Annotated in this window: 11 protein-coding genes and 2 pseudogenes; 8 read left to right on the top strand and 5 right to left on the bottom strand. The window is 70.0% G+C overall.

Features of this window, described 5'->3' with window-relative positions; all coding sequences use genetic code 11:
- Positions 1-531: a 2-oxo-4-hydroxy-4-carboxy-5-ureidoimidazoline decarboxylase gene (gene uraD / locus ASG51_RS09865; protein WP_056380834.1), complete on the top strand. Its 531-nt coding sequence runs from the start codon at positions 1-3 to the stop codon at positions 529-531.
- Between the two features lie 6 nt (positions 532-537).
- Here uraD and fghA read toward each other — a convergent pair whose 3' ends face one another.
- Together fghA and ASG51_RS09855 are read right to left on the bottom strand one after the other, a co-directional pair.
- The gene (gene fghA, locus ASG51_RS09860) at positions 538-1,371 is read right to left on the bottom strand and encodes an S-formylglutathione hydrolase (RefSeq protein WP_056380519.1); all 834 of its coding nucleotides are present in this window, start codon (positions 1,369-1,371) and stop codon (positions 538-540) included.
- A gap of 244 nt (positions 1,372-1,615) precedes the next feature.
- A complete protein-coding gene (locus tag ASG51_RS09855) occupies positions 1,616-2,752 on the bottom strand; it encodes an S-(hydroxymethyl)glutathione dehydrogenase/class III alcohol dehydrogenase (protein ID WP_056213821.1) in 1,137 nt (378 codons plus the stop codon).
- A gap of 216 nt (positions 2,753-2,968) precedes the next feature.
- Here ASG51_RS09855 and ASG51_RS09850 point away from each other — a divergent pair, with 216 nt between their 5' ends.
- The 6 genes and pseudogenes from ASG51_RS09850 to ASG51_RS09825 all read left to right on the top strand — a co-directional run.
- On the top strand, positions 2,969-3,604 hold the full coding sequence (locus ASG51_RS09850) for a DUF938 domain-containing protein (protein WP_056380517.1): 636 nt from the start codon (positions 2,969-2,971) through the stop codon (positions 3,602-3,604).
- 38 nt (positions 3,605-3,642) lie between these two features.
- Complete coding sequence (locus ASG51_RS09845) at positions 3,643-4,623, top strand: arsenic resistance protein (protein WP_056380832.1); 981 nt, start codon at positions 3,643-3,645, stop codon at positions 4,621-4,623.
- A gap of 258 nt (positions 4,624-4,881) precedes the next feature.
- Complete coding sequence (locus ASG51_RS09840; RefSeq protein ID WP_056380515.1) at positions 4,882-6,546, top strand: OFA family MFS transporter; 1,665 nt, start codon at positions 4,882-4,884, stop codon at positions 6,544-6,546.
- 910 nt (positions 6,547-7,456) lie between these two features.
- Positions 7,457-7,885: pseudogene (locus tag ASG51_RS09835) on the top strand (transporter); the annotation flags it as partial.
- Between the two features lies 1 nt (position 7,886).
- Positions 7,887-8,315 (top strand): annotated as a pseudogene (locus ASG51_RS09830) (transporter); the annotation flags it as partial.
- A gap of 1 nt (position 8,316) precedes the next feature.
- Positions 8,317-8,764, top strand: a 448-nt coding sequence (locus ASG51_RS09825; RefSeq protein ID WP_162245241.1) for a transporter, incomplete at its 5' end; no start/stop codon positions are given.
- 49 nt (positions 8,765-8,813) lie between these two features.
- Here ASG51_RS09825 and ASG51_RS09820 read toward each other — a convergent pair.
- Complete coding sequence (locus ASG51_RS09820; protein ID WP_056274574.1) at positions 8,814-10,082, bottom strand: EAL domain-containing protein; 1,269 nt, start codon at positions 10,080-10,082, stop codon at positions 8,814-8,816.
- A 174-nt stretch (positions 10,083-10,256) separates the two neighbouring features.
- Between ASG51_RS09820 and ASG51_RS09815 the strand changes: the two genes are divergently transcribed.
- Positions 10,257-12,383 carry an adenylate/guanylate cyclase domain-containing protein gene (locus ASG51_RS09815; protein WP_056380513.1) on the top strand — a complete coding sequence of 709 codons (2,127 nt, stop codon included), beginning with the start codon at positions 10,257-10,259 and terminating at the stop codon, positions 12,381-12,383.
- Between the two features lie 10 nt (positions 12,384-12,393).
- Here the strand turns inward: ASG51_RS09815 and ASG51_RS09810 are convergent, their stop codons facing one another.
- Together ASG51_RS09810 and ASG51_RS09805 are read right to left on the bottom strand one after the other, a co-directional pair.
- On the bottom strand, positions 12,394-12,789 hold the full coding sequence (locus tag ASG51_RS09810) for a DUF3307 domain-containing protein (protein WP_056380830.1): 396 nt from the start codon (positions 12,787-12,789) through the stop codon (positions 12,394-12,396).
- A gap of 116 nt (positions 12,790-12,905) precedes the next feature.
- Positions 12,906-13,559, bottom strand: a complete 654-nt coding sequence (locus ASG51_RS09805; RefSeq protein ID WP_162239171.1) for a FecR family protein — start codon at positions 13,557-13,559, stop codon at positions 12,906-12,908.
- Between the last annotated feature and the right edge of the window lie 179 nt (positions 13,560-13,738).

Here is a 13,738-nt window from a genome sequence, read left to right as displayed (position 1 = left end):
ATGGTCGATTCCGGAAAGCCCGATCTCGCCGCCATCAACCGGCTCGATGGGGCCGGCTTCGTCGTCCGATTCGGAGGGGTGTTCGAGCATGCGGCCTGGGTCGCGGAGCGCGCCCACGCGCACGGGCCCTTCGCCAGCCTCGACGACCTGCACGCGGCCATGATGCGGGCCGTGCGCGCCGCGCCAACCGAAACCCGCATCGCCTTCCTGAACGGCCATCCGGAGCTCGCCGGGCCCGAGGCGCGGGCCCGCAGCATGACGGCGGATTCGGCAAGCGAGCAGGGCAGCGCCGGGCTCGACCACATGCCCGCCGCCGACGCGGAGGCCTTCGACCGCCTCAACGCCGCCTATCGCCGCCGCTTCGGCTTTCCCTTCATCATCGCGGTCCGCGGCCGGGCGCGAGCCGAGATCCTGGCGATCTTCGCGGAGCGCCTGCGGCGCACTCCCGGAGAGGAGGAGCAGGCCGCCCTCGACGAGATCGCGTTGATCACCCGGATGCGGCTCGACCGCCTCGTCGGCGCATCCGGGTGAGGCAGTTCACTTCAGGCGGGCGGCGGCCCAGGCGATGTGGTCGGCCATGAAGGTGGAGATGAAGTAGTACGAGTGGTCGTACCCCTCGCGCATGTTGAGGGTCAGGGGAATGCCGGCCGTCTTGCAGGCCTCTTCCAGGAGCCAGGGACGCAGGCCGTCGTCGAGGAAGCTGTCGGCGGTGCCCTGGTCGACCAGGAACTCCGGGAAGCGCTTGCCGTCTTCGATCAGCGCCGTGGCGTCGTGGGCGCGCCACGCAGCGGTGTCGGTGCCGAGATACTTCTCGAAGGCAGGCTTCGACCAGCCGGCCGTGGAGGGTTGGGCGATCGGCGCGAAGGCCGAGCAGGACTTGAAGCGGTCGGGATAGGTGAGGGCGATGGTCAGTGCACCGTGGCCGCCCATGGAATGGCCGAAGATGCCCTGGCGGGACATGTCGGCCGGGAACTCCTTTGCGATGAGGGCGGGCAGTTCCTCGGTCACGTAGCTCCACATCCGGTAGTTCGCGGCGTAGGGCGCCTGGGTGGCGTCGAGGTAGAAGCCGGCGCCGGAGCCGAACTGCCAGTTGCCCTCCTCGTCGGGAATGCCGGGGCCGCGCGGGCTGGTGTCGGGCGCCACGATGATGACGCCGTGCTCAGCCGCCGCCTTGCGGTACTCGCCCTTGTCCATGACGTTGGCGTGCGTGCAGGTCAGGCCCGAGAGGTACCACAGCACCGGCACCGGGCCGGCCTCGGCCTGCGGCGGCACGAACACCGCGAAGGTCATCGGGCAGCCCGTGGTCCGGGCATCGTGCTTGTAGACGCCCTGCGTGCCGCCGTGGGCGCGGGCCTTCGAGAGGGTTTCCATGTGTACTCTCCTGCTTAGGGCTCAGAGTCCCGTTCCGGGGCTGGGAAAGGGTGCGATGTCGGGCCCCTGAAAGAATGGTCGATCCGCGCCCCTCCCTCTGCCCTCTGCGGGAGAGGGCGGCCCGCGTCAGCGGGTCGGGTGAGGGGAGCACCGGTCCCGGGAGGTCGCTCCCTCTCCCGCCTGCTCCGCAGGCACCCTCCCCCGCGAAGGGGGGAGGGACCGGACACGGTCTGTCCCGATTGGATCAGTAAACCACCACCGACCGGATCGACTTGCCCTCGTGCATGAGGTCGAAGCCGTGGTTGATGTCCTCGAGCGGCATGGTGTGGGTGATCAGGTCGTCGATGTTGATCTTGCCCTCCATGTACCAGTCGACGATCTTCGGCACGTCGGTGCGGCCGCGGGCGCCGCCGAAGGCCGAGCCCTTCCAGACGCGGCCGGTGACGAGCTGGAACGGACGGGTCGCGATCTCCTTGCCGGCCTCGGCCACGCCGATGACGATCGACTCGCCCCAGCCGCGGTGGCAGCACTCGAGAGCCTGGCGCATCACGTTGACGTTGCCGGTGCAGTCGAAGGAGAAATCCGCGCCGCCGCCGGTCACGTCGAGGATCGCCTGGACCACGTGATCGTTGCCGACCTCCTTCGGGTTGATGAAGTGGGTCATCCCGAACTTGCGGGCCATCTCCTGCTTGTCCGGATTGATGTCGACGCCGATGATCTTGTCGGCCCCCACCATACGGGCGGCCTGCAATACGTTGAGGCCGATGCCGCCGAGGCCGAACACCACGACGTTGGCGCCGGGCCAGACCTTGGCGGTGTAGATCACCGCGCCGATGCCGGTGGTGACGCCGCAGCCGATGTAGCAGATCTTGTCGAAGGGGGCGTCTTCGCGGATCTTGGCCAGCGCGATCGCCGGCAGGACCGTGAAGTTCGAGAAGGTCGAGCAGCCCATGTAGTGGAACAGGGTGTTGGACCCGCCCGGGCTGCCGCCGGTGGAGACGCAGGAGAAGCGGCTGGTGCCGTCGGGCATCACGCCCTGGCCCTGCGTGGAGCGGATCGCGGTGCACAGGTTGGTGCGCTGCGACAGGCAGGACTTACAGTTGCGGCATTCCGGGGTGTAGAGCGGGATGACGTGGTCGCCGGGCTTCAGCGCGGTGACGCCGGCGCCGACCTCGCGGACGATGCCCGCGCCCTCGTGGCCGAGGATCGCCGGGAACTTGCCCTCGGAATCGAGGCCCGACAGGGTGTAGGCGTCGGTGTGGCAGATGCCGGTGGCCATCAGCTCGACGAGAACCTCGCCGGCCTTGGGTCCTTCGATGTCGATGGTCTCGATCGTGAGAGGCTTCTTGGCCTCCCACGCGACCGCGGCGCGCGTCTTCATAGCAGTGTCCTTAGAGCTGTGATGATCACGGACGGCGGCGATGGATGCCGGCGCTTCGTCTCGCGGCACCCGAAAGGTGGCAAGGCGAACGGCCCGAAAATCTGAATGGTGTTTGATGCCTCCGGCGTCGAGATGCAACAGGCGTGCTCCGTCGTTTGCGCCAGGGTTGCGAATTTGGAATGACGGTCGCCGCGACGCTGCCGGAACGGAGGGACGATGAAGGACTGGGATAGGGGGCGTGAGGCGCTCATCGCGCCGGCGGCGGCGCGCAATCGTGCGGCGATCCTCGCCGTCCTGCGGGACGTCCTGCCCGAGACCGGCACGATCCTCGAGATCGCCAGTGGATCGGGCGAGCACGCGGTCCATTTCGCCGCCGCCCTGCCGGCGCTCTCGTGGCAGCCCAGCGACCCCGAGCCGGCCTATCGCCGCAGCATCGCGGCGCATGCGGAGGCCGCAGGTCTCGCCAACCTGCGGCCTCCCCTCGATCTCGACGCCGCCGCGGCCGCCTGGCCGATCGCGCGCGCCGACGCCATCCTGTGTATCAACATGGTCCACATCGCGCCGTGGTCGGCCACGGAAGGGCTGATGGACGGAGCCGCCCGCACGCTTGCCCCGGGCGGCGTCCTGTTCCTCTACGGCGCCTTTCGCGAGGGCGGCCGCCACACCGCCGAGAGCAACGCCGCCTTCGACCAGGACCTGCGTGCGCGGGATCCGCGCTGGGGCGTCCGCGATCTCGAGACCGTCGCGGACACGGCCGCGCGGCGCGGCCTGCGGCACGAAGCCCGCATCGGCCTGCCGGCAAACAACCTGGCGCTGCTCTTCCGTCGCCCTGCGTCGGCGGCCTCGGCCTGATGCCCGCTGAGTCCCAGGCCCCGCACGCGCGAGACCGCATCGAAACCCTGCGCGACGCCCTCGAAGGCCGCCAGATCGAACTCTCCCTTGCGGCCGTCGCCGCAGGGGCCGTCACGGCCCTGACCGTGCCGGGAACGGCGGCGTTGGAAGGAGGGATCAACCCGGCCCTCGCACTGATGCTGTTCGTCACCTTCCTGCAGGTGCCCCTGCGGGCGCTGGCTCACGCCTTCACCCGCGGCCGCTTCCTGGCGGCGTTGATGGTCGTCAATTTCCTCGCGATCCCCCTGTTGGTCGCCGGGCTCACCCTCTTCCTTCCCGCCGACCCGATGCTGCGTCTCGGCGTGCTGATGGTGCTGCTCACGCCGTGCATCGACTACGTCGTGACCTTCGCCCATCTCGGGGGCGCCGATGCCCGGGTCCTGCTGGCCTCGACCCCGGCCCTTCTCCTCGCCCAGATGGCGCTGTTGCCGATCTACCTGACGCTCTTTCTCGGCGCGGACGCGGGACGGTTCGTGCAGGTCGGCCCCTTCCTCCACGCCTTCGTCTGGCTCATCGCGCTGCCCTTGGCCGCGGCCGGTGCCGTCCAGGTCTGGAGCGGACGGAGCCACCGCGGGCGACGGGCCGCGGCCGGGCTTAGTGTGCTGCCGGTCCCCGCGACGGCCCTCGTCCTCTTTGTCGTGGTCGCGGCGGTCCTGCCGCAGCTCGGCGCGAGCCGGGACGCGGCCGCACGGACGGTCCCGGTCTACCTGGCCTTCGCCGCATTGGCTCCGCTCATCGGCTGGGGAGCCGGGCGCGTTTTCCGGCTCGACGCGCCCACCGGGCGGACCCTGGCCTTCAGCGCCGCGACCCGGAACTCGCTTGTCGTCCTGCCCCTGGCCTTCGCGGTTCCGGGCGGGGTGCCCCTGCTGCCAGCCGTCATCGTCACGCAGACGCTGATCGAACTCATGAGCGAGCTGGTCTACGTGCGGTGGATCCCGCGACTCGGGCGCCCGTCGATCCGATCCGCGTCCGCGCCCTAAAAACCCCTCCGCCGCGCCGTCCGGAACGGGCGGCGCGCGGCGACGGCCCTGGGATCGCGGACGGGACTCACCCTGGGTCACGGCCAGGGGCGATCGAAACCGGATCTGCGATCGGCCGTCGAAATCGGGATCGAGCACCTGACAGGGTAAGCAAATCGTTCGGCGCCTGCCGCGAACACCGTCGCACCACGTTTCCCGACATACTTTAATCCAAAGAAACCGCTGCATCGCGGTGTATCTTCGGGAGCAATGCCTGGAATGGACGTTCGCGTTTCAGACGCGTCCTTGTCGGACGCACGCACGCCCGGGTGGCTGTCCCGCGAAGCGATCGTCGCCAAGCCCGGCTTCAACCGATGGCTGGTCCCGCCGGCGGCCCTGGCCATCCATCTCTGCATCGGCATGTCCTACGGTCTGTCGGTGTTCTGGCTCCCCCTGTCGAGGGCGCTGAGCGTCGGCCAGCCCGCGCCGGCGGCCTGCCCGGACATGGGCATCGCCACCGCCCTGGTCACCACCACCTGCGACTGGCGCGTCAGCGACCTCGTCATCGTCTTCTCCATCGGCATCGTGATGCTCGGGCTGTCGGCGGCGGTGTTCGGCGGCTGGCTGGAGCGGGCCGGCCCCCGCAAGGCCGGCCTCGCGGCGGCCCTGTGCTGGGGCGGCGGGTTCCTGATCGGCGCCCTCGGCGTCTACGTGCATCAGCTCTGGCTGATCTGGCTCGGCATGGGCCTCGTCGGCGGCATCGGCCTCGGCCTCGGCTACATCTCGCCGGTCTCGACCCTGGTGAAGTGGTTCCCCGACCGCCGGGGCATGGCCACCGGCATGGCCATCATGGGCTTCGGCGGCGGCGCCATGATCGGCTCGCCGCTGGCCACCCTGCTCATCAACACCTTCAAGACCCCGGATTCCGCTGGCGTCTGGCAGACGCTGGCGGTGATGGGCGGGCTCTACGGCGCGGCGATGCTCTGCGGCGCCTTCGGCTACCGCGTGCCCCCGGCCGGCTGGCGGCCGGAAGGCTGGACCGCGCCGGCGGCCAAGAGCGCGATGATCACCTCGGGTCACGTCCACCTGGACCGGGCCCACAAGACCCCGCAGTTCTGGCTGCTCTGGGCGGTGCTCTGCCTCAACGTCTCGGCTGGCATCGGCGTGCTCGCCCTGGCGTCGCCGATGCTGCAGGAGATCTTCGGCGGTGCCCTGATCGGTCAGCCGGGTGCCGGCTTCGGCCAGCTCGATGCCGGCCAGAGGGCCCAGATCGCGGCGGTCGCGGCCGGCTTCGTCGGCCTCCTGTCCCTGTTCAACATCCTCGGACGCTTCTTCTGGGCCTCGATGTCCGACAAGATCGGCCGCAAGGTGACCTACGCCACCTTCTTCGCCCTCGGATGCCTGCTCTACGCGGGCGCACCCTGGGCGGCGTCGATCGGCTCGAAAGCGCTGTTCGTGACGTTCTTCTGCGTGATCCTGTCGATGTACGGCGGCGGCTTCGCCACGATTCCCGCCTACCTCGCCGACATCTTCGGCACGCAGTTCGTCGGTGCCATCCACGGGCGGCTCCTCACCGCCTGGTCGACGGCCGGCGTGGTCGGTCCCTTCGTGGTGACGGCGATCCGGCAGGCGCAGGTCGATGCCGGCATCCAGGGGGCGGCGCTCTACACCCGGACGATGTACATCCTGGCGGCCTTCCTGGCAGCCGGCTTCGTCGCCAACCTCCTGGTCCGGCCGCTGGCGGCGCGCTGGTTCATGAGCGACGCCGCGCTCGCCGCCAGCGCGAAGGGCGGGAACGCCACGGCAGCGGGGCGGACGAGCGCTCGCGGCATCGGCCGGGGCGGCGTCACGCCCCTCGCGATCCTCGCCTGGATCGCCGTCGGCGTCCCGATCGCCTGGGGGATCTGGAGCACGGTCTCGAAGGCGATGATCCTGTTCGGGTAAGGGCCGCACCGGCCACCCCCGGCGAAACGCCGAAGGTCCCGACCCGGCGACCGGTCGGGTGATCCGCCGCCCCCCGACGTGAGACCCTTGTCCGAAGGCGCAGCCCGGCCGGCGGGGAAGTCGGCGTCGTCCGCCCGCTCGATGCCCTCCGCCGGCTCCGACGCGGCGGACTCGTCGGCCAGCGGCAGACTGGTCCGGACGACACCTCGGCGGATCGGGCCAGCAGCCGACGAGGCCGCGTCCATCGGAGCCTCCCCGGTCTCGTCGTCGGGAGCGAGACGACGATGCGCAGACATAGAACAGTGCCGAGGCGCTCGGAGCAACGCCCTCCACGAGGCCGGCGGCGCTGGCGACGGCATTGATCCGGATCGCCGCCCGAAGGAATAGCACCATAATTCCTGTCGTGCTGTTCTCTGACCTCGACAATGACTATTTTCGTGTAAACTTTCCTTCTGTTTTGCGACAAACCACTGCCCATCACCGTTTCTGACGAAATACGGAAATACTCATGATCCTCATTTTCAAATACATTTCCGATTCGACAATCTAACTCATTGAATCTTGTCCTGTAACCTTTTCAGATTTCCGCTTTTCCAGCATAGGATGGCTCTAAGCTGTGTTTTGAAGCCACACCCACCGGGATAATACAAGCACAGGCTTTTGCTGCGTAGAAAACACACCTCTCGGTTGTCTAGATAGGGCGCGCCGCGTTGTCGCTGCACCGTTCTCGGGTGCCGTCCCGCATCGCGACCAGCATCGGGAGACAGCCGTGATCCGAACGCCATTCAGATTTCGCACCGGAAACGAGACCTACGAAAACTCCGGAGCCGTCCGCAGGTGCGACGGTCCGCCGACCGGGACAATGGGCGCGGCACCCGCCGTTCGGACGACCCTGCGCGCCCTCCAATCGCTGGCGCGCCGCCTGTCGGCTGCCGTCGCCCTGCTGGCCCTCGCCGGCGCCCCCGCGATGGCGGGGTCCGCGGCCCAGCCGGGCCAAACCATCGGTGCCGCGGCCGGCGCCCAGCTCCCGGTGGGTCTCTACTTCGTCAACACGTCCAGCTTCGGGGTGCGCGACACGCGCCCGCTCGACTCGGAATCGAACGTCAACCTGCCGGCCTTCGTCTGGGCGACGCCCTGGACCCTGTTCGGCGCGCGCCTGAACCTCATCGCGATCCAGCCCGTCGTGGCGTCGAGCCCCCGCGGCACGCCCTACCAGAGCGGCATCGGCCAGCCGCTGCTGGCCGGCCAGCTCGCCTGGAACCTCGGCAACAATTTCGGCGTCAGCTACCTCTTCGGCCCCTGGCCCGGGCGCTGCACGCCACCGTGGAGATCGACGCGGNCCGCCGCGATCCCGTGCGAACGGGCGTCGTGGCGTCGAGCCCCCGCGGCACGCCCTACCAGAGCGGCATCGGCCAGCCGCTGCTGGCCGGCCAGCTCGCCTGGAACCTCGGCAACAATTTCGGCGTCAGCTACCTCTTCGGCGGCTACCTGCCGATCGAGACCCGCTTCCTGACCCAGAACGCCTCCCTGAGCCACCGCTTCGCCGCCAGCTACACCGGGGACGGCCTGAAYCTCACGGCCAACCTGCTCTACGGGATCTTCCTCGACTCGATCTCGCCGCAGGGCGGGGTCTATCCCGACTATCTCAACCTCGATCTCACCGCGACGAAGAAGTTCGGCAAATGGGAGGTCGGCCCCGTGGCCTTCGCCTCCACCGACCTGCCGACCCGGTTCCCGGGCTATCGCCGCCAGGGCCAGATCGCGGTGGGNCCAGAACGCCTCCCTGAGCCACCGCTTCGCCGCCAGCTACACCGGGGACGGCCTGAACCTCACGGCCAACCTGCTCTACGGGATCTTCCTCGACCCGATCTCGCCGCAGGGCGGGGTCTATCCCGACTATCTCAACCTCGATCTCACCGCGACGAAGAAGTTCGGCAAATGGGAGGTCGGCCCCGTGGCCTTCGCCTCCACCGACCTGCCGACCCGGTTCCCGGGCTATCGCCGCCAGGGCCAGATCGCGGTGGGCGGCCTCGTCGGGTACAATTTCGGCCCGGTGAACCTGCAGGCCTACGTCACCCAGGACGTGGTCGAGCGCAATTACGGCGGCCGCGACACCCGAGGCTGGCTCCGGGTCATCGTGCCGATCTACAAGGAGAGCACCAACGCCGCCGCGCCATCCGTCCCACTGACGGGCCCGGGGCGGATCGAACGCCGATAGCGGTTCTCGAAAACCGTTCCTCGGAGCCGCGCCGCGCCCGTCGCTTCGGTCAGGCGATCAAGCGGAGGGCGGCCTGATGGTCGGTCGGGGCGGGCCAGGTCGCGATGGCGCTCAGGGCGCCTGCCAGGGGGGCCGGCCGACCGAAATAGAAACCCTGGCCGAAGGCGCAGCCCATGCCGGCGAGAAGGTCGGCCTCGCCGGCCTGCTCGATTCCCTCGGCCACCACGGACACCGCCAGATCGTCGGCCAGCCGGAGAATCGTCTGCACGATGCCCCGGCTGGTCTGGTCGGCCAGGAGGGTGCGCACGAAGGCGCGGTCGATCTTCAGAGTCGTCACCGGCAGGGTGCTCAGATAGCTCAGCGAGGAATAGCCCGTTCCGAAATCGTCGATCGCGATCCCGAGGCCGGCGTTCCGGCACTGCGTGAGCGCGGCAGCGGCACGCTCAGGATCGTCCATCAGCATGCTCTCCGTGACCTCGATCTTGAGGCTGGAGGGGGCGATCCGGGTCCGCGCCAGGAAGTCGGCGATCATCTCGGGGAACGAGGCGCCGGCGAGGTCGCGCCCCGAGACGTTGACGGTCATGAAGAGCGGACCGTCGAGCGCGCCGGGATTGGTCTGGGCGGCGAGCAGGAGCTCGGGGAAGACCCGCCCGACTTCCTCGAAGGCATACGCGGTCAGGTCGACGATGAGACCGGACGCCTCGGCCGCCGGGATGAACTCGATGGGCGGCACCAGGCCCCGGGTCGGGTGGCGCCAGCGCATCAGGGCCTCGAACCCGGCCAGCCGCCGGGACGACAGCCGCACGATGGGCTGGAAGTACAGCTCGAACTCGCCGTTGCGCAGGCCGGCGCGGATCTCGCGCTCCAGCGACAGGGCGCCGAGGGCGGCCGCGAAGGTCTCGGACGGGGGGGCATCGGCGCCGAGGACCGGCGGCGGCGCCGTTCCCTTCATCTGCTCGAGGATGGCCACCGTCTGCCGGTAGCGCGACAGCACCACGCCCAGGCACATCCGCAGGATCGGATCGGTCTGCGCGATGCGGTGGGCGAGCTGCTCCTCCGTGATGACGACGAGTTCGCTGTCCTCCAGGGCTCGCACGGCGGCGGAGCGCGGCTGGTGATCGAGGATCGCCATCTCCCCGACGATCTCGCCGGGGCCGCGATGCGCCAGGATGAGGTCCCCCTCCGGACGCTCGAGGACGATCTCCAATCGGCCGCTCACGATGAGGTAGGCCGCATCGCCCAGGTCGCCGGCCGAGAACAGGCGCGCACCGGCCGGGAGGTGATGATGGTCCAGGGACTTCGCTTGGGAACGCGGCACGGAAGGTTCCAGGCTGGGCACAGTGATGGCCCGGGGCGAACCGTGCCGGGGGCCGGTTAAGAGCTGGCGAACGGCAACCGCTTTGTTTCACGCGCCGTCTCCTATCCTTAACGAGATCTCAGCACGGCGGCGCGAGACTGATCGCGAAGACGCCCCGCGCGGAGCCTGCACCCGATGTTCCTGTCACGACGCCTGGCCCCGGTGGGCGTGGGCCTTGCCCTGGTGCTGGCCCTCCTGGCCGTGCGGACCGTCGTTCCGGAGCCGTTCGAGCGCCTGCGGCAGGCGGCCTTCGACAGCGCCCAACGGATCAGCCCCCGCGCGACCGACGGCGCCGCGGTTCGGGTCGTCGACATCGACGAGGAGAGCCTGAAGCGGCACGGCCAGTGGCCCTGGCCGCGCCACGTGGTGGCGGACCTCGTCGCGGCCCTGCAGAACCTCGACGCCGGCGTCGTCGCCCTCGACATGGTCTTCGCCGAGCCCGACCGCACCTCGCCCGCGCTCCTGGTGCCCGACTGGGCGCGGCGCTTCGGCTTTCGCGCGGCGGAGCCCGAGACGGCCCTGCCGGACCACGATGCCGCCCTGGCGGCGGTGTTCGCCCGGGGCCGCGTCGTCGCCGGCTTCGCGCTGACGCCGGACGCGCAGGGCGAACCCGTCACGCGCAGCGCCGGCTTCGCGACGATCTCCGGCGATCCCGGCGAGACGGTCCCCAACTTCCGAGGCTCGGTCCAGAACCTGCCCGTGCTCGATGCGGCCGCCGCCGGCCACGGCAGCTTCACCATCGCGGCCGGCAGCGACGAGATCATCCGGCGCCTGCCGCTGCTCGCGACGGTGGGAAACCGCCTGGTGCCCTCCCTCGCCCTCGACGCCCTGCGGGTGCTGCAGGACGAGGAGAGCTTCAAGGTGCGGGCGGAGCGCGATGGCGCGACCCTGACCGGCTACACGATCCGCGTCGGGGCGGTCGATCTCTCCGTCGACCGCTCCGGCGCCCTGGCCCTCCACTTCCCGAAGGCCCGCTCGACGCCGACGATCGCCGCCTGGCGCCTGCTCGATCCCGATCAGCGTCCGGGCCTGCGCCCGGAGATCCAGGGCCGCGCGGTCTTCGTCGGCACCAGCGCGGTCGGCTTGTCCGACCTGCGCCCCACGCCGATGACCCCGTTCGAGCCCGGCGTGAACCTGCACGCGATGGCCCTCGATCAGGTCATCGGCGGGCAAGCGCTCAGTCGCCCGGCCTGGGCGCTGGGTGCGGAGATCGTGGCGGCGCTGGTGCTCGGCCTCGCCGCCGCCCTGGCCTGCGGTTTCGGGCGGCTCAGCAGCGCCGGGCTCGGCATGGCCTTCCTGGCGCCCGTGCCGACCTTCGCCGCCCTGGCCCTGTTCGCCCGGGGCGGCCTGCTCCTCGACCCGACGCTGCCGTCCCTCGGCCTCCTCGTCGCCCATGCGGGCGGGAGCCTCGCCCGCTATGCGGGCTCGGAGCGTTCCGCCCAGCGCCTGCGCACCGCCTTCACGCACTACCTGTCGCCGGACCTGGTGGCGGTGCTGGCCAGCGACCCCGGCCGGCTGAAGCTCGGCGGCGAGACCCGCGAGATGACGTTCCTCTTCACCGACCTCGAGGGCTTCACCGCGATGACCGAGGCCTCCGGCGCCGAGGCCCTCGTCAACCTGCTGAACGCCTATCTCGACGGCCTGTGCTCCATCGCGATGGCCCATGGCGGCACCGTCGACAAGATCGTCGGCGACGCGGTGCACGTCATGTTCAACGCGCCCCTCGACCAGCCCGACCATGCCGCGCGGGCGGTGGCCTGCGCGCTGGCCCTCGACGCCTTCGCGGAGGCGTTTCGCCAGCGGCAACGGGCCCAGGGCGTCCCCTTCGGCGCGACCCGCATCGGCATCAATACCGGACGTGCCGTGGTCGGCAATTTCGGCGGGACGCGCCGCTTCGACTACACGGCGCACGGCGATGCGATCAACGTTGCGGCGCGGCTCGAATCCGCCAACAAGGCGCTCGGCACCCGCATCTGCATCGCCCGCACCACCTGCGACCAGGTGTCCGGCGTCAGCTTCCGGCCCATCGGGACCCTGATGCTGAAGGGCAAATCCGTGGGCGTCGAGGTCTTCGAGCCGACGGGACAGGCCAGCGACGCCCTGGACGCCTATCGCGTGGCCTTCGGACGGTTGGTCGCGGGGGACGCCGGCGCGGCCGAGGCGCTGCTGGGCCTGCACGCGGCCAACCCCGACGACCCGATCCTGGCGCTCCATGCCCGCCGCATCCGGGCGGGCGAGCGCTCCGTCAGCATGGCGGCCTGAGACGAGAGTCTCAGGGGAGGACGAGGAGCACCACCAGGGCGATGTTCGTGAGCTGGTGCAGGAACTGATCGAAGCCCATCAGCCACCAGAAGCGCGGGTCGGTCATGGGCCAGCGGGTGCGGTGGGCGACCAGGGTCTTAGCCCGGTCGATCAGTCCGTGGACCACGAAGTCGAGGAGCGCGAGCCACCACAGGGCGGGTTTGTAGAGCAGGGCGATCGCCAGGGTGCCGAGGGCATGCGTCCCGGCATGGACGGCGAGCGGCGCCGCCCAGCCCGCGACCCGCTCCTTGCCGCGGGCCATCCAGTCCGTCTGGACGACGAAGTCGATCAGGTAATGCTTGGCCGCCATTGCAACCAGGAGGGCCGCCAGGGTCGACAGGGGGACGGGCATGTCGAGGGCCTGCACCAGGGCGGTCTCCAAAGGGTCGGGCGGCGCGGGACCGCGATACCGCCCGGGCATCGCCGCAGGCTACCGGAACGGTGGGTGGAATCCCACCGCCCCGGCGCCTGCCGCAGGATTCGTCAGCGGTTCAGAGTGGGGACGAACTGCGCCTGTTCGCTGATCGTGACCGTCGCCACGGCGCGCTTGGTCCGGTCGTCCGGCCAGGGGGCGGCCGCCTCGGGTGCCCGGCCCTTGTAGACCATCGTCCCCTGACCCTTGCGCATGAGCACGCTGCCGCGCTTGGTCTTGAGCATCACCTCGCCGTCGAGCACGAGCACGCCGTAGCCACCGTCGATGGCGCCGCCCCAGACCGTCGTCCCGCGCACCCCGAGGGTGCCGACGGCGGTCTTGATCGCGACGTTGCCGCCGGTCGGCCCTTCGATTTTGCCGCCGACGAAGAGGAAGGCGCCGCGCGCCACCGAGAGGGCGAGCTTCCCGCCCTGCGCGCCGGGCTTGTAGACGAAGTCGTCCACGGTGAGCCTGCCGTTCTCGCCGAGGGTCAGCACGGTGTCGTCGGCGAGCTTGGCCTCAAGGCGCGACTCGGCACCGGTGCGGATCATGTCCTTGAAGAACACCGGCCCCTGGGGAGCCATGTCGCGGGCCTGGCCGGACTGGGAGGCGACGGCTTGGCGGTCGACCTTGGCGACCACGCCGACCTGCTGGGGTGCGGCGATGGCCGGCGCGACGCCGACGAGGAACAGGGCAGCGAAGGTGCCGAAGGATTTCAGGGTCACGGTCATCGTCCACGAGACAGGGGCGGGAGAGCAGGCACGTGGACGGGATAGCGAAGGTCCGCTCGGGTTGAACGACGGCAAGGCACCGGTACACGTCCCCGGGGTCTACGCCCGCGCCGTTAAGCATCGCTGAATAGCCTGACCCCGTTGAAGCGCGTCCGACCTTCGTCTTGCGAAAA

It is taken from the genome of Methylobacterium sp. Leaf465, assembly GCF_001424705.1.
Lineage (GTDB): Bacteria > Pseudomonadota > Alphaproteobacteria > Rhizobiales > Beijerinckiaceae > Methylobacterium.
Note: the sequence above shows the minus strand (reverse complement) of the source record. Positions and strands in the feature narration are given on the sequence as shown.